The sequence below is a fragment of the Lutimonas halocynthiae genome (assembly GCF_030409835.1).
Taxonomy (GTDB): Bacteria; Bacteroidota; Bacteroidia; order Flavobacteriales; family Flavobacteriaceae; genus Lutimonas; species Lutimonas halocynthiae.
On record NZ_JAUFQO010000004.1, the window covers coordinates 762841 to 784474 of the forward strand.

Annotated in this window: 9 protein-coding genes; 1 reads left to right on the top strand and 8 read right to left on the bottom strand. The window is 37.7% G+C overall.

Translation table 11 applies throughout. The features are described 5' to 3' along the window. Positions 1-71: 71 nt before the first annotated feature. The 7 genes from QWY87_RS09210 to QWY87_RS09240 form a co-directional block, all read right to left on the bottom strand. Positions 72-2549 (bottom strand): ATP-binding protein, encoded by a 2478-nt coding sequence (locus QWY87_RS09210; protein WP_290290489.1) that lies wholly within the window; start codon positions 2547-2549, stop codon positions 72-74. A 3-nt stretch (positions 2550-2552) separates the two neighbouring features. Next, positions 2553-3893 carry a sensor histidine kinase gene (locus tag QWY87_RS09215; protein ID WP_290290491.1) on the bottom strand — a complete coding sequence of 447 codons (1341 nt, stop codon included), beginning with the start codon at positions 3891-3893 and terminating at the stop codon, positions 2553-2555. Between the two features lie 107 nt (positions 3894-4000). After that, positions 4001-14296: an ATP-binding protein gene (locus tag QWY87_RS09220; protein ID WP_290290493.1), complete on the bottom strand. Its 10296-nt coding sequence runs from the start codon at positions 14294-14296 to the stop codon at positions 4001-4003. 37 nt (positions 14297-14333) lie between these two features. Further along, on the bottom strand, positions 14334-15377 hold the full coding sequence (locus tag QWY87_RS09225; RefSeq protein WP_290290495.1) for an adenylate/guanylate cyclase domain-containing protein: 1044 nt from the start codon (positions 15375-15377) through the stop codon (positions 14334-14336). A 14-nt stretch (positions 15378-15391) separates the two neighbouring features. Then, positions 15392-15766, bottom strand: coding sequence for a response regulator (locus tag QWY87_RS09230; protein ID WP_290290497.1), 375 nt, complete (start codon positions 15764-15766; stop codon positions 15392-15394). Positions 15767-15835: 69 nt separating this feature from the next. Next, on the bottom strand, positions 15836-19552 hold the full coding sequence (locus QWY87_RS09235; RefSeq protein WP_290290500.1) for a two-component regulator propeller domain-containing protein: 3717 nt from the start codon (positions 19550-19552) through the stop codon (positions 15836-15838). Between the two features lie 168 nt (positions 19553-19720). Then, positions 19721-20092: a glyoxalase gene (locus QWY87_RS09240; RefSeq protein WP_290290502.1), complete on the bottom strand. Its 372-nt coding sequence runs from the start codon at positions 20090-20092 to the stop codon at positions 19721-19723. Between the two features lie 186 nt (positions 20093-20278). Between QWY87_RS09240 and QWY87_RS09245 the strand changes: the two genes are divergently transcribed. Further along, positions 20279-20566 (top strand): hypothetical protein, encoded by a 288-nt coding sequence (locus tag QWY87_RS09245; protein ID WP_290290504.1) that lies wholly within the window; start codon positions 20279-20281, stop codon positions 20564-20566. A gap of 139 nt (positions 20567-20705) precedes the next feature. Here the strand turns inward: QWY87_RS09245 and ypfJ are convergent, their stop codons facing one another. Further along, positions 20706-21605, bottom strand: coding sequence for a KPN_02809 family neutral zinc metallopeptidase (gene ypfJ, locus QWY87_RS09250; RefSeq protein ID WP_290290507.1), 900 nt, complete (start codon positions 21603-21605; stop codon positions 20706-20708). Positions 21606-21634: the final 29 nt, after the last annotated feature.

Sequence of the window (21634 nt, forward strand, 5' to 3'; positions counted from 1 at the left end):
AGAGAAATATTCAATTTCTAAGACAATGACTAAACGGCCATAAGAATTATAGCCCATTTGATTTCCATTGTCTACACCGGCAGCATTATACTAAAAACAGTCCCTGTGCCTTGTTCAGTCTCCACTTTCAAGTCTCCCCCATGTGCCTTTACAATGTCATAACTCAATGAAAGCCCAAGCCCGGTTCCCTGCCCTGCGGGTTTGGTCGTAAAAAAGGGTTGAAAGATTTTATCTAACACCTCTTGCGGAATACCATTCCCATTATCCTTTATGGTAATTACAGCGCCATTTCTTGTCTTTTCAGTGCTTACAGTCACTTTTGGCTCATAATTCTCTGGGTGAAGTGCATTCTTTTCATTGACAGCATAAAAAGCATTGGTAATAAGGTTCAATATCACCCTTCCCATTTCCTGAGGAATGATGTTTATCTTTTTAAGCTGCTCATCAAAATTAGTTTCCAGTTTGGCATTGAACGATTTATCTTTTGCCCGCAAACCGTGGTAAGCTAATCTTAAATATTCATCAGTAAGGGTATTGATATCTGTTAGTTCTCTGATACCAGTGCTACTTCTACTGTGTTGTAACATCCCCTTTACAATTTCACTGGCACGCTGACCGTGATGATGTATTTTCTCAAGGTTCTGTTCAATATCATTTCCTATTTCTAAGGCTTCTTCCTTATCACCCTTCTTGATTTCATCTTGCATTTCTTTCATCAGTTCCTGAGAAACTTCAGAGAAATTATTCACAAAATTAAGTGGGTTTTGAATTTCATGTGCAATTCCTGCAGTGAGCTCTCCTAAAGACGCCATCTTTTCAGATTGTACTAATTGAGATTGTGTGACCTTTAGTTCCTCTAAAGTCTCCTGAACTTTCTCTTTTTGTTGTACCAGGATACTATTCGCCTTTTGTCTGTTTTTATTATTTCTAAACAATATAAAGCTAAGTATTAAGGCAAATAAGAGTGCACCTGCAATACTTATGATCCATAAGCGCTGGTTCTTGTTTTCTTGCTCTTTTATAAATTGTTCTCTTTCAAGTGAGTCAATTTCCATTTGATTGCTTTCAATAACTGACCTGACTTCTGCCTTCATAAGAACGTTTGCAATATCAATATCCTCTGATTCTATGATAAGATCTTTGTAGACCCTTAAATGCTTATATGCCAATTTCTCATTTCCCAGCGCGTCATAAATATCTGATAATGTCATGTTTAGTCGCTTCTTTAATCTGACATTGTCTTCATGCAGTACTTCTTGACTTAGCAAAGCATATTCTAAGGCTTTTTCATGCTCATTAAGATTATAATAGCAAGTTGCAATACGATAGGCTTCCCATTCATCATTATCAACTCTATTCAATCTCATTGATACGTCAAGCGCCTTTTCAATTAGCGAAATGGCTGCCCTATAATGTTTATTATCCATTTGGATATGACCTTCAAGGCTATAACTATCGGCTACGAATTCTTCGGCAGTAAGCGGCGTGGATGTACTTTTTTTAAGTTCATTATAATAGCGCGCTTTTTCGTAATTTTTAGCATCGTACATGGCCCACATTACCTGATTGTATGCATTAAACATATCTGATGATAAATTATGTGTCTCCAATAACTTGACTCTGTTCTCCATTGCTTCAGCGCCTCTATCAAACATCTCTAAATCTGAATACAGTCGGTACATCTGACTATACACATCGGTCAACATAAAATAATCATTAATTGATTCAAAAAAATCAATACACAGTAAATAATGCTCTATAGCAATCGTATTTTGCCCATTAATTCGATAATAATTTGCCAATTGAAAATTTAATGGTCCTGTCTCAGTTTTGTTTTTCATGGACGCAACCAATTCTTTAATTTTGGCTTGAATGATTTCCTTTTCAGCAACATCATTTTCTTCAACAGCAACATAACCCAAATAAGAATAATAGAGGAATATTGGATAAAATTCTTCCAAATCTGAATAAATAGCTATGATACTATTCGCTGTTATTCTAAATTGATCAATATTATTTATGGTATAGTAGTAATAGCCAAGGTGATCATATATCACAGCCAATACTTCCTTGTTCTCAACATCCTTGAAGTGTTCCGATGCCTTCAACAGTTTCTTATATGAGATTTCATTATAAGGCGTCGGATAGCCATCTGGAAGCTGGACTTCAGAAAAAGAATCATTTTGATTCAATTGTGTGGATAGCATCCTTGCCTTCTGATGATGATATGAAACAATATCTCCCGGGCCCAGGAAGGCAGCCAAGGTCTCATGAAACATGATCTCTCCCTCTTTATATTCAATTTCTTCTGACAATTCTATTGCCTCTATTGTTGCGGTAAATCCCTGAATAATTTCTTGATTATAAAAACTCATCCGGGCATACTCATTGAGTAACCTTATCCTTTCTTTATCATTATGGTTGCGTTTAAAAACAAGCACCTTCAAACTATCCAGTTTATCTGGATCAACGAAAAGCGTATCCTGTGCCTTTAAAGGAGCAAAGACTAGGATAAAAATCATGCTAATCAATACGTTTCTTACATTCATAATTTAAACAGGTAATATGATTATAAATTCTGTCCCTTCGCCTTCATTCGTCTTCACTTTCAGTTCTCCGCCATGTGCTGTTACGATATCATAACTCAAAGAGAGCCCGAGCCCGGTTCCCTCTCCTGTAGGTTTGGTCGTGAAAAAGGGTTGAAAGATCTTTTCTTTGACATCCTCAGGAATTCCTGAACCATTATCAGAAACTGAAATAATGACCTTCGTCTTTTCAAGTTTGGTCTTGACAATGACTGATGGTTTAAAGTCTTTGTTCTCCGTTTTTGATTTTTCATTCACTGCAAAAAAAGCATTGTTTATCAAATTGAGTAAAACCCTACCAAAGTCTTGAGGCACAACTTTTATTTCTGGAAGTTTCTTGTCTAAATCTGCTGTGAAGTCAGCATTAAAAGATTTATTTTTTGCCCTTAATCCATGATAGGATAATCGCAAGTACTCATCACATAAGGCGTTGATATCAGTAGGCTCATTCTTACCAGAGCTAGTCCGACTGTGCAGTAACATTCCCTTGACAATCGCACCAGCTCTTTTGCCGTGATGATTTATCTTTTCCTGATTAGCTTTAACATCCGATGCAAGTGCCAAAACCTCCTCCGTGTTTCCTGATTTTAGTTCGTCCATCATTTCGTCTAATAACTCCGTACTGACTTCAGAAAAATTATTGACAAAATTCAAAGGGTTTTGAATCTCATGCGCAATCCCTGCTGTAAGTTCACCTAAAGATGCCATTTTCTCAGATTGGACCAGTTGCGATTGGGTATTTTTTAATTCAGTGAAAGCATCCATTAATTCATCTTTTTGTTTTGTTATTTCCGCCGTTCTTTCCTCAACAATCAATTCCAGTTTTTCTTTTTGTGCCGATATGAATTTGTTTCGCTCTTCTTCTGCCAGTGTTTTTTGTCTTTCTTTATTAAGGGCTTTATTCTGTTTGTTTGATCGTATCAGCATGGCAATCATCCAGGCTATGGAAAAGACAATGGCAAAGCTCAGAAAATCATCTATTTTTTCGTAAAGGGGTAAATAAATAATTTTAACCAGATCTCCAATAGTAATTATGGCTATTAAAGGAAGAACGGCTATTATGATAGTTCGCATTCGTTCAAGAAGTGGAAGCCTAAAAACCAGATACCCAATTCCCAGTATCGATAAGTGCCATATCCAATTTATAACAACCGTTATGGGAATTGCTCTTTCTAATATAAAAAGAATTACTATCCCAACCATGGCCCATAAGAGGCTTTTATCCCAATGGGTATTTGGCGAAAACAAACGTAAGTTTTTACGAATGTGCCAAATTATAAAAACTAATACAAAGGGTTCTAAAACCATAACTATTTGAAATTTTGACTAAACTTTGTCAGTTAAAATTAATTCTTTAAAATAAAAGACATTCTCTTTGTTGAACATTACATGTACTTTGGAATCTTCAACAAAAATTAGAGCGTTGTTAATTGAATAATAAAAGTTGTTCCTACTCCTTCTTTAGTCTCTACTTTCAATTCTCCTCTATGTGCTGTAATAATATCATAACTCAAGCTTAAACCAAGCCCTGTGCCTTGCCCTGTTGGTTTGGTAGTAAAAAAGGGTTGAAATATTTTATCCAGCACTTTTTGCGGAATGCCATTTCCGTTATCTGTTACTTTAATTTCATTGCCTTTTTTGGTTCTTTTCGTATGTATAGTAACCTTTGGTTCATAACCATCGATTTCTTGTTTTTTCTTTTGGTCAACAGCATAAAAAGCATTGGTAATCAAATTGAGTATGACCCTTCCTATATCTTGTGGAATGACTTCTATCTTTGTAAGTTTTTCATCAAAATGAGTTTCCATTGTGGCATTAAAGGTCTTGTCTTTTGCACGCAAACCGTGATAAGCAAGTCTTAAATACTCATCTGCCAGGGCATTGATATCAGTTAATTCTCTTACTCCTGAGCTGCTGCGACTATGCTGTAACATCCCTTTTACAATTTCACTTGCTCGCTGACCATGGTGGTGAATCTTTTCAAGATTTTGTTCAATGTCATTTCCTATTTCTAAGGCTTCCTCAAGGTCGCCATTCTTAATTTCTTCATGCATTTCTTCCATGAGTTCTTGCGACACTTCAGAGAAATTATTGACAAAATTAAGTGGGTTCTGAATCTCATGTGCAATCCCTGCAGTTAGCTCCCCTAATGAAGCCATCTTTTCAGATTGTACCAGCTGAGACTGGGCTTGTTTTAAATCTACAAGCGTTTTTTCAATCTTGATATTCGCTAATTCCAGTTTATTAAAATCTTCATAACGGGCATAAGCAGAAGAAAAAGCTTCGGCAAGATTCTGTAACAGACTCAATTCATCTTTCGTCAGAGATACTTCACTTCCCACATACAACATCCCTTGTAAAAATGGCAGAAAATGCAGATGTAAACAGGTTGGTTGGTTTTTAGTCATATAAGTCTCTGCTGACTCGATTTTACCTCGTTGCATTAAGGTATTTATTGATTTAATAAACGCTGACTCATCCCAATAATCTTTATACATTTCGTTTTTACGCCAGTATAATACTAGATCTTCAAGTGGTGCCGTATTTTCAAAAGGAAGCTCAAATGAAGCGATTGCTTTTCCATCAGGAGTTGACAAATGCGTTTGCACCTGCTGTGTTTCTTCATCCATAATAAAAACTCCACAACGGATAAAGGGAACATCAAGGGTGGTTAACTCGTTCCAAATCAAGGGTGTAATCCGATTCAAATCAGTTCCGGTACGCATAGAGGCTATTTCTGCTCGAACTCTGTCTACCGAAGCTCGTTTAATTGTCTCTCTAACCTGCTTCTCAGCCTTTTGGAGGTCGAGAAAACGGGTATAAGTTTGTTGGAAAACTTTAGTAAATCGCACCAATAATTGCTCCGTTTCATCAGAAATGGGCAAATGAGAACTCAAAAGCAAGTAGCCTTGTGAGAAAAAAGCAGCATGTTGAACCCTTCTTCCTTGGAATTCAGAATCATCTAATGCCATTTTGGCCTCTTCCTTTACATAACGAACCCAATCTTCTAAATCTTTTCCTTTAAGGTCAATGGTAAAAGTTTCTTTTCCTTCTTTCCATGCCTTATAAGTCTTCGCCATACAAGTAGGTTCTTCGATTGAAAAGTCATGCCCATGATTGACTAGAGTTCCACTTTGGTCAGTAGACCATAATTCAAATAGCCTTTTCTTTTCATTGTAAATTGCTATGCTTATGCGGTCAGGAATGATCCCAAGAAGATCAAATTGTTCAAAGAGCACTTCTGCCGTTTCAGCCAATTGTTCACTTTTATGCATGGCCATACTACTGGCCCTGACTCTTTCTAATGCAAGCTCTATCTGAGCTTCTTTTGACTGGTTCTCTGCCTTTTTCAGGTCTAGAAAACGTGTATAGGTCTGTTCAAAAACCTTTGTGAACCGTTTAAAGATATCGTGCTCTTTCGGAACAGATTCATAAGTGATAAATAACAAGTAGCCTTTGCTAAACTTGCAAAGATGATTTACTTGATGAGTGGGTACACTGAGGCCGGCATCCTCTAACTGCTTGAATGTTTGTTTCAATTCAGGCAATGATTTCATATATGCATAGTGCTGTTCTAAGTCTTTTCCTGCTAATTCCTGAACCAAAAATTCTTCCTCACTTTTTAAAAATGTGCCCATTTCTATAAAAGATGCCTCCTCTGTATAAGATAAGGAAAAAGGATCTTGCAATTCTTCCAAACTACTCATCCAGCATTCACTTTGTGTCTTATCTTCATTCAATATATTATAGCCTGCACTCCATGCATCAATACCAAGCGCCCGAACCTCCAGAAATAATAAGTGTGACGCTTCCTGCAGTTCACTACTGGCTTGCATGGCCATGGTTCTAGAACGGACTTTTTCAAGAGCGGCTTCTATCTGTGCCTCCTTGGCTTGGGCCTCAGCCTTTCTAAGATCCAGGTAACGCCTATACGTTTGTCCGAATACATCTGAAAACCTATCTAACACCTTACAAGCTTCTTCAGAAATTCGGTTTTCACTAAAAGCAAAAATAATCCCTGACGAAAAGAAAAAACTATGATGGTACTCATTTTCGGGCAAGGCATCTAAATCAGCATTAAATGGGTATTCAGGTTCATTGTTCAAAGCATTGTAATAGGTATAAACATCCTTACCTATAAAATCATAAGTGTATCCCTCTTTTCCATTATCCCAGGCTTTTCTCAGCCCTTGTAACATGGGATGAATTTGCATGTTTAACAGGCCTACTCTTAAAACCACTTCATCATCGTCTGTTAAATTGGCTGACCAGGTTTCCATATCAGGTCCGTTTTCGAGGATTCCAATGCCACAACGAATAGTTTTATCCAAGCCCAACTTCATGACTTCATCAAAAAATGAAATGACCGTTTGCCCTACCTCTTCACTATTGTGCATGGCCATGGTTTTGGATCGTACACGTTCTAATGCTGCTTCAATTTGAACCTCTCTTGTTTGGGCTTCTGCTTTCAAAAGATCGAGGTATCGCGTATATGTTTGTGCAAAAACGCCGGTAAACCTTTTAAATATTTGTTCTTCCTCTTTTGTCAATGGATGAGGCGAAAAGGCAAATAAGGTTCCTTCGGAAAAAGGAAAACTGTTATGTATTACTTTCTTGGGTAAGGACTCTAAGTCAGTTTGAAAAAGATACTCAGGAGATTCATTAAGTGCTGTGAAATATTTTAATAAATTTTTACCCTTCAGCTCATATTTAAAATTCGCCTCCTTCTTTTCCCACGATTTTTTTACACCCTTCAACAAAGGATGAATAGACATATCTAAAAAGCCAATACTTAAAATAACTTCCCCATCTGTATTTGATGATGCTGTCCAGAGTTCCATGGGTTTGGTTCGATCCAAAATCCCAATTCCGCATCTTACCGATTTCTCAATTCCTAATTTTACCAATTCATCAAACATAGCGCCTATTGTAGCGCCTACCTCCTGACTGTTATGCATGGCCATGGTCTTGGAACGCACTCTTTCCAGAGCGCCTTCAATCTGGGCTTCTCTAGCTTGCTCTTCTGCTCTTTTAAGGTCGAGAAAGCGCGTATAGGCACGTTCAAATTCTATGGCAAAACGATGCAGAATATCTGCTTCATCATTTTGCAGCGCTCTTCTGATATTGATACCAAAACAGCCGTATTTCATATAGGCTTCCGCATAATAGATTCCTTCAGGAAAATAACGCACCTTCAACTTTTTAGCTCCTTTGAGTAACTCCTTCCAGATATCAAAAAACTTCTCAGTATCTTTTGCTAATATTTTAGATTCATGAACTGGTTCTTTGCTTATCCAGGCTTTATAGCAAGCCGCCGTATAAGGCTCTGATTTGTCTAGTGGATAAACAACTGATTTACTCCGAGTAGCGGTTGCCCCTTTCGTAGTTTCTGACCAGGTGGCCCAAAACATATGTTCTTGTTTAGCCTCTTCTGGAAGCCAGACATATGAAAACTCTGAAGGAATGTTGAGTACATGAAGCTGTTCGTGAAAAATCTTGGAGAGGTCTTTTATTTCATCAGAATGCTGCATTTGCATACTCTGGTTTCTCGTTCTTTCCAATGCGGCCTCTATCTGTGCTTCCCTAGCCTGTGCTTCTGCTTTTTGCAGGTCCATAAAACGAATATAGGCTTGCTCGAAAACCTTGGCAAAACGTTTCATTATTTCCGCGTCACTCTCAGAAGGGATGGCTCCAGTCAGAGAAGGAATTATAATTGCCGAGTTTTTTGACCAAGCAGCTGAGAGGTTATGTTTATCAGCTTGAAGTACATGTTGCTTATAATCGTCTGGAAAATACCTGTAATCACTATTCTTAAAGGCATGCTTAAAAAACTCGTTTTTCGCTTTTACAGAAAACTCTTTTGAGAAATAGGCATCACCTTTGATTTTAGAATCCCAGGCATCGTTAAAAATCGGGTTATCAAAATAGGGTACGAAATAACTCCCTGAAGATGAAAAGTCATCAACAGCAATCCAATGCATTACATCTTTATTATCCGGAAAATAGGTACAAAGAATCACACCGCCAGCATCAAATATAACGCCTAATTCCTTTAATTTTTCGGCCACGACTGCAACTACTTCCTGAAGTTCCTCAGGTTTTTGCATTGCCAAAGAACGAGAACGGACCTTCTCCAATGCCGCTTCAATCTGAGCTTCTCTTGCCTGGGCTTCTGCTTTTTGAAGGTCAAGAAAACGGGTGTAGGTTTGTTCAAACACTGCTGCAAATCGCTCGAGTATCCTTATTGATTCTTCATTTAATGGATTGGTGGAAGTAGCAATCAGCATCCCTTGCGAAATGTAGCCAACATTTTGGACTCTTACTTCATTTCTTGTTGGAGGAATGTATGGGATACCTAATTTATCCGTTATAAAAGAAATCCATCTTTTAAGTTCAGCCCCTTTTTGCTCAACGATGATTGACTTTCTCTTTTCTTTGTAACCTTTATAAATGGTCTTTAAGGTATTAGATTCATCGATGCTGGCAGGAAAAATCTTATCCACCAGATTGCCTTTCTGCGTAGTAAGCCAAAAATTAATTTTTCCATTTACCTCATCTACAATACCGATATTGGTCCTATCATGATCTACCCCTAATTCTTTTAATTGTTGGAATAACACGGCTGCCGTCTCTGCTAGTTCGCTAGAATTATGCATAGCCATAGTTCTAGAACGCACTCGCTCTAACGCAGTTTCGATTTGGGCTTCCCTTGCTTGGGCTTCTGCTTTTTTCAGGTCTAGAAAGCGTGCATAGGTTTGTTCAAATACCCTGGTAAACCTAGTAAGTAAAGTCTCTTCTTCTTTCGTAAAAATTGAGCCAGCAACCACGTGCAGGTACCCATGCGAAAAATTAAAGCAATAAAATACAGTTGGATCCGGGAACTGGTTTAATACCATTTCTTCTGCCTCTTTTGAATTAAAGGTGGTAATGGCATATGCAAGATGTTTTTTTCGCTCTTTACCAGCAACTGTTTGATGAAACACCGTTTGTTGTTTTTTCCATGCCGCGTAACGTGCGTCAAAATGAACATCTCCGGTTAAAGGAAGATAAAATAACCCTAAAGAATCTCCCCCAGGACTCGTGACCCAAGTGGATTGTAATTGGGTTTTCTCATTAATTTCTACATAACCGCATGTCGCAAAGTTGGTAACACCAAGGGTAATAAGTTCTTTATACAACAAGACAACCACATCATGCAGTTCTTCCCCTTTTTGCATGGCCATTGTTCGGCTTCTTATCTTTTCTAAAGCAGCCTCTATTTGTGCTTCTCTAGCTTGTGCTTCTGCTTTTTGAAGGTCGAGGAAACGTGTATAGGCTTGGTCAAATACTTTAGCGAATCGAACCAATAAACTCATTGTTTCTTCTCCTTCAGGCTCATTAGAAGTAAAAAGGAACATTCCTTGAGAGAAAAATGCAGCCTGTTGTACTCTTCTTCCTTTAATTCGCGAAACGTCAACAGGAAGTTTCACATTTTTTCTATTATACTTTATCCAATCTTTTAAATCATGACCTGACAGATCTATTATATTAGAATCTTTTCCTTCTTTCCAGGCTTTATGCATTTTGATCATTACTGTAGGTTCTTCCAATGAACCCACAAAACTATGGTTGAGTTCACTTCCTATTTGATCGGTTCCCCATAACTCAAATTCTTTAGCTTCTTCATTGAAAATGATAATGCCTATTCGATCTGGTACTTTTCCCAATGACTCAAATTGCTCAAATAGCACCTTGGAGGTTTCAGGAAGTTGTTCACTCTTATGCATTGCCAAAGATTGGGAACGAACTTTTTCCAGTGCTGCCTCGATCTGAGATTCTCTCGCTTGTGCTTCTGCTTTTTGGAGGTCAAGGAAGCGGGTGTAGGTCTGCTGGAAGACCATGCCAAAACGACGTAAAACACTGTTCTCCTCCTTTGAATAGGGAGTGCCGTCAAAGTTTTCTATGTATAGACCGATATTATCTTGTACTACTGTAGATGCTGCCAAACCAGGGCATGTAAGATAAAAGTCGCGGGCTTTTTTTGTCAAGCCTGTGATATATGGAAGCATTTTCTCATAAAACTTGTTCTTTTCTTCGAAGTCTAACTGAGTGGTAAAAAAGTCTTTTCCTTTTTTCTTGGCTTCGGTGAATTGCCGATCCCATACTGAGTCTAGATAAGGAACGGTTATCCGCGATGGGATATCTTGTGTCTCGGCAACCCAAAAATTCCAATCTTCTTTTTCTTTATAATCAACAACAATTCCAGCGTGTTCAGCATTGATATTGAGCAAACTCAATTGATCAAAAATAACCTGTATTACCTCTTTTAGTTCTTCACTGTTTTGCATACCAATAGATCGAGACCTGACTCGCTCTAATGCTGTTTCAATCTGTCCTTCCCTTGCTTGATTCTCTGCTTTTTGTAAGTCTAAAAACCTGGTGTATACCTGTTCAAAAACCTGGGAAAACCTGGTAAATATAATTTTGGTTTCTTCCGAAATTTCTACCCCGTCAATGGCATAAAAAAGTCCATACTTAAAGTAACTTTGATACCAATATTCTTTTTCAGGAAGTTTTTTTAAATCAATTTCTAAATCATAAGAAGTTGACTCATTGATAGTTTTATAATATTCTATTAATTCAGGGCCCTTCATTTCAAAATAATAATCCTTAACCCCACTTTCCCAGGCATTTTTCACTTTTATATTACTTGGATTTAAGGTCATATCGAATTGTCCTGTTCGAAGAACTGCCTCTTCATCTTGATCGATGATGGCTGACCAAAGTTTGATGTATTTGGAGTCATCGAATATTCCAATGCCGGTTCTTGCGGTCTTTGAGTGTCCTATTTTAACCAATTCATGAAAAAGTGTGGCCACCGTATCACCAATACCTTTAGAGCTAATCATAGACATAGATTTGCTTCGAATTCTTTCCAGAGCCGCTTCAATCTGCGCTTCCTTTGCCTGTGCCTCTGCTTTCTGCAAATCTAAAAAACGTGTATAGGTTTGTTCAAAAACTTTGGCAAAACGTTTAAAAACATCATGCATTTCAGGGAAAGGCTCGTAGGTAATAAATATAATATTGCCATATAAGAAATTGGCCACATGATCAATTTGATACGTAGGAAACTCTAAACCACTATCCAACATGCCCTGGAGCATATCTCCAATACCCGGAAGTGAATGCATATATCGATAATGATCAGCCTGAATTTCTCCTTCTTTTTCATAAACTAATAGTTCATCCCCTCTTTTTTTAGATTCATCGAATTGTCTAAAAATCGGATGCTCCATAAGTGGCACCTTGCAAGATGCCAGAATTTCTCCATCCGGTCCACCGGGGTAAAAAGTAAAGTGTGTATCCCCTGTTTCCCATATATTAAAACCACAGGTCCATTGGGGTATACCCAATTCTCCAACCTGCTGGAATAAAACGGTAGCTACTTCAGCCAATTCCTCACTGTGTTGCATTGCCATGGTTCTCGCACGAACTCTTTCCAGAGCCAGTTCTACCTCTGCCTCTCTGGCCTGTGCCTCTGATTTTTGAAGATCTAGAAAACGGGTATAGGTTTGGTCAAAAACCTTTGCAAAACGCTTAAATATTTCTTCTTCAGGACATGGAACTTCGGTGATCATTACCAGGTAACCGTAAGAAAAGTAGGCACAATGTAATTTTTGCCATGTAGGCTTCTTTTGACCTGAAGCCTGCATATCATCAAAGACCTCTTTAGCAGCCGGGATGTTCAGCAACCAGTCATAATGCTCCTGTAAGGCCTCCCCTTCTAGTTGTTCTGTATGATAAGTTGCTCCATTTTTCCAAGCCTCATATATATTATGATGAGTATCATCTCCAACATTGGGCAATAACAAAGGAGGTATAAAGCCTTCTTCAGTACTCAACCACCACTCATCTTCTTTTCTGTCTTTTTCACATAGCACAAAACCACAGGTCCATAAATTTTCGACCAGCTCATTCAATTCTTTAAAAAGTACGGTTGCTACGTCACCTAGTTCCTCACTTTGTTGCATGGCCATGGTCCTGGCACGAACCCTTTCTAAGGACAGTTCTATTCGTGATTCCCTGGCCTGAGCTTCAGCCAGTTTTAAATCATTAAAACGCGTATATGTAAGATCGAATACTTTGCCGAACCGCGCGAGTATGTCTAAATTCTCGTCCGATAATGGTTCCTCTCCTATCGTTTGTATCCCTCCAAAATTACTGAAGGTGAAAGAGCAAACATATTTTTCTAAAGATGTAAAACTATCTTGCGCCTCTTGTGCAATTTTTCGGAATGCTGTATCCTTAAATAAATACTTGTCGTATTCCTTTTTTTCGGCTCCCTGAATCGTATAAATATATTTGGCTTTTCTTCTTAGATATCCCTCTTTCATCGCATCATGAAACGGGTAATCTTCAAATTTCATAAAATATGAATCCGGAATACTACCAACATCGGGGCTTTTCATCCAAACTGTGTTGCACAAGTTATCTATATCTATCAAGTTAATGATACAAGCCTGCAATGCAAAGTCAAGTATTGCCAGTTCCTTAAAAACAGTATCTACCAATTGAGACAACTCTGAAGAATCCTGCATGGCCATGGCTCTCGCCCTTACACGTTCTAAACCTAATTCTATTTTCGTTTCTCTTGCTTGTTGTTCACTGCGTCTTAGATCTTCAAATCGTTTATGAGCCAGATCAAAGGCTCCGGCAAAGCGAACCAGGATATCCAGATCTTCTTTTGGTGGATTTTTCACCACACCGGGCAAACTATAACCAATCTCTCCATGCGCAGTTCTAGCACTGACAAAAGTTAAACCTCCAATATGTCTCACATCATCAAGACTTGGCGCATTTGGGTCTACCAGCTGAAAATTACCCTGCTTGATCATCTTATCAATATAATCCACCGCAATTTCTGTTTCCAAAGCCAGTACAATGATGGGTTCATCATTATTTTCCCATTCGGTCATTCCTTCATAATGACTGTGAAAATCTCTTGGGAGTTCCATGATCATTCCAATTCGGGTACCATCCCCCGAGGTCATGGCTTTTTGATATCTATCTGTTAACCAGCTCATTTGCCAGAAATAATGTGCTTCATGACCAAGATTAACAAACTCAGTTCGCATGCTGACAACAATATCCAGTAGATCTGACGATTGGCTCATAGCAGTGACTTGGGCTCTTATCCGTTCAAGGGATGCTTCAACTTCTAAGTCTCTGTTTTTTATTTCCAGTTCTGCCGTTCTTCGCTTTATGGCATTTCGTAATTCCAGGTTTTCACTTGTAATCTTATCAATACCAAGTGTCTCTCCTTCTTCTGCTTTTACATCAGGAGTGGAAAAATGCTGGTAAAAGAATCGCCAGCCATTTGAAGTGTTTCGCATCAATGAAGTGAACCTGAACCGTGCATAATACACCCAGTCGTTTCCATCAAGGACATAGGCATCCGCTAAATCGGTAATCAGCACCATACTATCTATAGACTCTATGGTTCTGACAATATTCTCTAATTTTGCCTTTCCAGCCAATTGATCTGCAGTAGCTTCAAAAAAAGCGGTGCTGCCTTTTCTATTGAGAAATTCTTCTCCGTCGGTTGATCCGACAAATCGAAAATCATCATCTAGAAATGAATCATAGGTTGGTATGTCACCATTGAGGTAACTTTCCCACCAGGAATTATATACGACTAGCAGTTCTTTCTCTGCTTGTTTGGATAGATTCATAAACGTTTAATACTATGCACTCATCTCGTTTTGTAGTCTAATCAAGAACCTCATAAACCATAAGCGGCTGAGCCTTATTTTTCATAACAATCTCACCTATTTTTTCACAGTTAAAAGACTCTTTAATTTTTTTATAATTCGCCTCACTGATCAGGATCTGCCCCTTATCAGCAGCTGATTGCAATCTGGATGCTACATTTACAGCGTCGCCAATTACAGTATAATCCAATCTTTTCAAGGTAGAAGAGCCAATATTACCCCATACCATATCACCACTATTTATACCAATAGAAACTTCTGGCTTATAAGACTCAATCCCTATATCAATCTCAGTGTTTTCAATCGATTTTCTAATGTCAAGACAGGTCTCTATGGCCCTGTCCAAATGATATTCACCTCTAAAGGAAGCCATTATTGCATCCCCTAAAAACTTATCGACAACCCCATCTTGTTTGATAATCGCCTTCACCATAATATCAAAATAGGCATTTAACATGGCCACTACCTTTTCAGCAGGTTCATTTTCACTAATCGTTGTAAACCCGCAAATGTCAACAAAGACCACTGTGCCCTCCACCGTTTCGGTTTCAAACATGGCTGTTTTCATTTCTTTACCACCCATAAAGTTGATGACGTTCTCATCAACATACATCCTCAGGATATTGTTTTCTTTAACCGCCTGAAGCGTTTTTTTGATGGCTTCAACGTGAGCAATTGTTTTTTCAATGGTAATCTCGAGGTCCTTAAAATCTATGGGTTTTGTGATAAAATCAAAAGCACCACGATTCATAGCCATTCGGATATTCTCCATATCGCCATAAGCAGAAACCATGACCGATTTTAACAATGAATTTTGTTCGCTCAGCTTGGTCAATAAAGTAAGCCCATCCATTTCAGGCATATTGATATCACTTAGAACAAGATCCACATCAGTATGTTCGACCAACTGCTCTAAAGCATGCCTGCCATTATCTGCGAATATAAAACCATATTCATTATTCCGAATTTTCTTTCTGAAGCGCTGTTTAATCAAGACTTTTAAATCCTCTTCATCATCAACAACAAGTATTTTAGTCATCATGGTGTACAATGTATTTAATTGATTAATCCGTTAATCTCTTCTCTTAATGATTCAAAATCTATGGGCTTTGTAAAAAACTCTTTGGCTCCTGATTCTATCGCCTTATTATAATTGTCTGTGTCGCCATAGGCCGAGATCATACTGACCTTTATTTGAGGATATTTCCCCTTTACCTTATCCAACAGCTCCAAACCAGTCATTCCCGGCATATTGATATCTGAAAAAATGTAAATCACCTTTGGCGGCACACTTTTTTCGAGCATTTCTAAAGCTTCCTGACCTGAAAAGGCAAATACCAATTCAAGACTTTTATTTTTGATTTCTTTTCTAAATTTTTGACGAAAAAGTAACTCTACATCTTTTTCGTCATCAACAACTAATATTCTCATTCTTATTCTATTTTGGGGGTTAATGGTATTCTTATTTTATATGCTATGAATTCTCATTCTTACATCTATTTATTTTTTTATCGGAATATATATAACAAATTCAGTGCCTTTGCCTGGCTCTGTATTCAACTCAATAGCTCCTCCATGACCCGTTGTAATGATGTCATAAGCTAAAGATAATCCTAGCCCGGTTCCTTTACCCGTAGGCTTGGTAGTGAAAAATGGTTGAAATATTTTGTCTTTAATGTCCTCAGGAATTCCAGGCCCATTATCCTTAATAGAAATTCTTGCCTGATCTTTTAAATTCTTGGTACTTACGGTAACCAAGGGTTTGTAATTCTCATCTCGCTGCTCTTCAGGAATTGAGGTCACTGCAAAAAATGCATTATTGATGATGTTTAAAACAACCCTTCCTAAATCTTGTGGAATGATTTCTACTTTTGGAAGTGTCTCATCAAAATCTGTTTTAAAATCGGCATTAAATGACTTGTCTTTGGCTCTTAAACCATGATAGGCCAAACGCAGATACTCATCAGATAAAACATTTAAATCTATCATTTCTTTCTGCCCTGAACTATTACGAGAATGTTCCAGCATACCTTTCACAATACTACTGGCTCGTTTACCATGATGGGTTATTTTTCCCAGATTCTGTATAATGTCTTTAGAAATATCCTTAGCCTCACTCACGTCTCCTTTATCCAATTCTTCACACATTTCATCTACCAACTCAATAGTTACTTCTGAGAAATTATTGATAAAATTCATCGGGTTTTGAATCTCATGAGCAATCCCTGCAGTAAGCTCTCCCAAACTGGCCATTTTCTCAGATTGTATGAGTTGTGACTGGGTGTTTTCCAATTCACTGATTGTTTTCTTTAGTTCAGATGTGCGCTCATTTACGCGGTCTTCAAGAATCTTGTTTTCATTTTTTAACCAACGTGAGCGATAGTGTAAAATGACCAAGCCCAATCCCAAGAACAAGGCTACAAATATGGTATAGGCCCACCAGGTTTGCCACCAGGGTGGGATGATGGTAAATTTTAGCTCGGCAGGATCACTCCAGACCCCATTAAATCCCTTTGAAGCCACCATAAAATTATAGTTCCCGGGTGGGAGATCTCTGTAATTCTCACTGGTCGTTTTATCTGTAACTGGGCTCCAGTTTTTATCAATACCTTCCAGAATATACCTAAATACAACCTTATCCGGATTACTAAAATGCGGTGAACCATAAGTAAAACTCAGGTAGTTTAGCGTATGTGGCAAAGTTAAGTCAACTGCCATATTATAGGGCCCTTGTACTGTTTCCCATTCAATTCCTGCCTGCAACTTATAAATTGAATCCATTTTAGATTTCTGGATTGGGCGCAAGCCCTTTTTGCCTTTAACCCAAACAGTATCTGAGATATTTGTCTTGCTTGCAATGAGATCAAGGTTCTTAAATGATTGGGGATTATCCAAAATATTCAATCCGGTAACATAACTTGGGGTTTGAGCTGAATCGACCTTTATTTTATCAATCAAAGTAATGGTTTCTACCAGACTTCCCCAGAACCTACCATTTTTATCAAAAGTGAAACTGTTCTCTCCAAAATCAACCAAATCCAAACCTTGATTAGATCCGATAGTTTTCACATTCCAATACGTAACATCATTTCCCTCAATATTATTCGGCTTTAAAATCGTCAGGCCATTCGATGTACCTAAAAACATTTCATTTTCCCCCTGTTTTATGGCATAAACATCATTAGCCCCTAATCCTTGAGCAATGTTGAAATTTGTAAATGTCTGATCCTCCAAATTAATTAATGAAACCCCGTCTTGCCCTGCAATCCAAATATTATTCGAAACATCCGATTCAACCGAATAGATTCTATCTGAAATTAAGTCGTTTTCGGTACCAAATCTTGACATAGTATTATTCTCAACATCATAAATTTCAACTCCAGAGTCGAGCGTACCTACCCATATTCTGTCTTTTACATCTTTAAACATACTATTGTTACCTCCATTTTCTTTAGTTGAATCGATGGCGACACTTTTGAATATATTATTTACCAAATCTAGTTTGAGAATTTCACCTTCGTTGGTTCCCAGCCAATAAACGTCATCCATAATTTCAACAAAAGAAATCAACATTCCTTCCGCAACATCTTCGGAAAGTTCGAGAGTTTGTATTGTTTGATTTTCATAATCTACGATACTCACTCCTTTTGTTATCCCAGTGACCCAAATTCTACCTCGGGAATCAGTGTCTAGTCTCGTACTTGAAGGGTGAAATAAACCTTGAGCAATATCCAAATGCTTAATTATATCCTCTTCAGGATCAAAAACGTCTATACCTTGCCTACTTCCAATCCAAATTTTACCACTTCTATCTTCTAAAGTAGCCCACATATCGTTGCTACTCAAACCATCTGACATCGAGAAATTTGCTGGCATACCGTTGCTCCTGTTAATTTTATACATGCCGCCCTGAGCAATGGAGGCCCAGATTTCTCCTTGGCCATCTTCAATTATCTGGTATACCCAATTATTGGGCGCTCCATTTAAAACATACTTTCTTAAAAAGCCATTCCCCTTATCAAAAGAAAAAATCAAGCCATTTGCAGTTCCTATCCAATAAATTCCAGATCGATCTTGAAATACATTTGACAAACCTCCTGCCCCAACAAGACCATTTTCTATTTTCAAGTATGAAACTTCTGAATTATTCTTATTTAAGATTGTGATCCCACCTCCCCCAGCTATCCATGTATCTCCTTCTTTATCCAGATAAAAAGAGCCTATAAAATTAGAAAGTAAGCCATCATCTTGTGTAAACGTAATTTTTTTTCCACCCTTTATATCAAAAATATTAATCCCCTTATCAGTAGAAACCCATATGCGACCTTCATTGTCTTGAATTGTATTTATATTAAATTTCCCAACAAGACCTTCATCTATACTCAATTTTTTGACTATCCTTGCCTCGAAATCTAAAATTCTATAACCGTCATTTAAAGAAGCGTACCAAAAAATTCCATCAGCAGTCTCCATCATACCGTGCCTGTTAAGCCCATGAAAAGCACTGTTGATTTCGTGAATTAAATTTGCTTCAAAATCAATAACAGATAAATTGTTTGAATAAGTATGAACCCATAGCCTTCCTTTCGAATCCTGAAATATATCCGATACATTTAAGGCATTTAGACCCTGTTGTGCGCCATATATTTCTAAATGGCCGGCATCATATCTCGCAATTCCATTAGCTGCACCGAACCAAATCAGACCATTACTGTCTAATAAAATGCTATTAGCCTCAGCTGGAAGTCCAAAATTAGTGTCAAAACTCATAACACCTCTAGAAGAATTAGTGCCATTTATTGGCTGCCCAGCCTTCACTATGGTGGGTTCGCCCAATATTTTAGTAACCATTTCTAATTCAACTGAAGGAAGTTCGTCAAAATTGAAATCACTCCTCGGTAATTTACTCCAATCAAACTCCTTTTTTTCTATAATACCTTGCAATGGATAGGGTATACCAATATCAAATGGTTTTGACGGCAGCTTGCTCCAATTATATTTTACAGGCTGAGATATTTTAATCTTTGAAGGATCAAGAGTGTTCCATTCTACCTTCTCAGGTTCTGAAAAGTTAAAGTCAATGACTTCCGGCTGCTCATACTCATTCTCATAAACAGGAAAAGGTGGCGCCTTTTTTTCATCTTTACAGGAAAAAAGAAGTACTAATATTGTTAATAATAGAAACCCGATTTGAGGGTTTAATCGAATTCGTTTCATAATAAATTTTGGTTCAGATTGAATAAATTTCACTCAGCTTTTAACTTTGCACATGAAAACTTACTCTTTAAAAATACAATAAACTTTTGAAAATTAGCAGTATGACTTGAATCTAAAGATGAAATATTAGAGAATTCACCTTATTTATGATCCTTAACAATTCAGAAATTAAATAGTAGACAGAAGTCTTTCTTCTATCATCGATACAATCCGCTTATTTGAATCAGCTCTTATTTCTAGATATGACAAGAATTCTTCAGTGGTAAAATGACCGATGATCAGCCCCCTTAATTCAATTTTAAACTGGCTGTCATTTTTAAATATCTCGGCGATTAAGGCTTTCTTTTTTACATCGCTTAAATCAGCAAAAGAAACCTTTTTCTTTAGCGTGTGCTGTTGAAAAAACAACAGCAACAAGTCATGCTGCATCTTGATAATGGGTCGGAGCACCTCATTTTGAAACCTTTCTTCGAGGCTTTTATTCTCAATTGAATTGATGTTCTTTATTATAGGTCTTATGCTTACTTTATCATTGGTCATAGGTTCTTTTTTCTTAGGGTAAAAGCTCCTAGCAATATAATCATATTGTCGCTAAGAAAAGGCCTTGTTATGAATTGTTCAACAGCATGATATTCATAAAAACATCAATATCAAATCAGTCTCTTATAATCGTTATTTGAATATTTCTTATATTTATTACACTGAAAACCAAAAAATTATCTGCATATGTATGTTCAAATTATCAAGTTAAAATCAAATCTTCCTGAAGAAGAATTGTTAAAGCGAGCCAAAGAAAGAAAACCTCAATTTGAAGCCACAGCAGGGCTTTTACAGAAATACTATGTAAGAAGAAATGAGCCTGGTCAGTATGCGGGTATCTATATCTGGGAATCGAAAGAAGCCATGGCAGCTTATAAAGTTTCAGAACTCGCCGCCGGAATCCCGGCAGCCTATGAAATTTCAGAACCACCTTCAATTGAAATTATGGAGATGATGTTTAAATTAAGGGATTGATGTTCTTCAAACTATAATCGTTAATAGTATGAAATCTTTTACGCAAGTGTAGTTTGCAAAACGCGTAAAGAATTTTTGAAACCTTTCTGACGACAGGCAGGTCAAATCTCCAATCTCCAATCTTAAATCTTAAATCAATTTACAGCGGATTCGCATTAAAAGTATCTCCTTGATTGAGATCTCCGGTTTCAAAGCCTTTCTTAAACCATCTGATACGTTGTTCTGAAGTTCCGTGGGTAAAAGAATCTGGTACAACTTTGCCTGTAGATTGTTTTTGTAAACGGTCATCACCAATAGCAAAAGCCGCATTTAGCGCTTCTTCAAGATCACCACGTTCCATCATACGAGCCGTTTTCTCTGAATGATGCGCCCATACTCCGGCAAGAAAATCAGCCTGTAACTCCAGTCTGACAGAGTATTGATTATACTCTTTTTTACTCAGGCTACTTCTCATGTTGTGGACTTTATCGGTTATTCCCATAATCTTTTGAATATGGTGACCCACTTCATGGGCTATCACATAGGCCTGGGCAAAGTCTCCTGGCGCATTCAATTGACGTTCCATATCGCGAAAAAAGCTCAAATCAAGGTATAATTTTTCATCTCCAGGACAGTAAAAAGGGCCGGATGCACTTGAGGCAGATCCACACGCTGACGAAACTGATCCTGTAAAAAGCACAAGTGTTGGTTCTCTGTAATTATCCAAAAGACCATTCCAAACATCTTCAGTATTCGCTAAAATTGTGGCGCTAAAGTCGGCCAGTTCATTTTCTGCTGCACTGCCTTGATAAGGAACCGCGGATTGGGTTTGGCCTCCACCACCTCCTATCAAATTACCTATCAAACTCAAAGGGTTATTGCCGGTAAACCATGAAAATCCAAGAAATAAAGCTATGATTACCAAGCCTGTTTTAGAAAACAGTAGTTTAAATAATGGCCCTAGCAACATAGGGTTTAATCCACCGCCACCTCTTCTTGAACCTGACTGCCCTCTCCTATCTTCAACATTTGAACTCTGTCGTTTACCCTTCCATTTCATAATGATAATTTAGATGTTTAATTACAGGT

Bases quoted from the DNA above. Each gene is read 5' to 3' on its own strand.
- QWY87_RS09235 (WP_290290500.1), bottom strand. From the start codon at position 19,552: ATGAAACGAATTCGATTAAACCCTCAAATCGGGTTTCTATTATTAACA.
- QWY87_RS09210 (WP_290290489.1), bottom strand. From the start codon at position 2,549: ATGAATGTAAGAAACGTATTGATTAGCATGATTTTTATCCTAGTCTTT.
- QWY87_RS09225 (WP_290290495.1), bottom strand. From the start codon at position 15,377: ATGATGACTAAAATACTTGTTGTTGATGATGAAGAGGATTTAAAAGTC.
- QWY87_RS09240 (WP_290290502.1), bottom strand. From the start codon at position 20,092: ATGACCAATGATAAAGTAAGCATAAGACCTATAATAAAGAACATCAAT.
- QWY87_RS09215 (WP_290290491.1), bottom strand. From the start codon at position 3,893: ATGGTTTTAGAACCCTTTGTATTAGTTTTTATAATTTGGCACATTCGT.
- ypfJ (WP_290290507.1), bottom strand. From the start codon at position 21,605: ATGAAATGGAAGGGTAAACGACAGAGTTCAAATGTTGAAGATAGGAGA.
- QWY87_RS09230 (WP_290290497.1), bottom strand. From the start codon at position 15,766: ATGAGAATATTAGTTGTTGATGACGAAAAAGATGTAGAGTTACTTTTT.
- QWY87_RS09220 (WP_290290493.1), bottom strand. From the start codon at position 14,296: ATGAATCTATCCAAACAAGCAGAGAAAGAACTGCTAGTCGTATATAAT.
- QWY87_RS09245 (WP_290290504.1), top strand. From the start codon at position 20,279: ATGTATGTTCAAATTATCAAGTTAAAATCAAATCTTCCTGAAGAAGAA.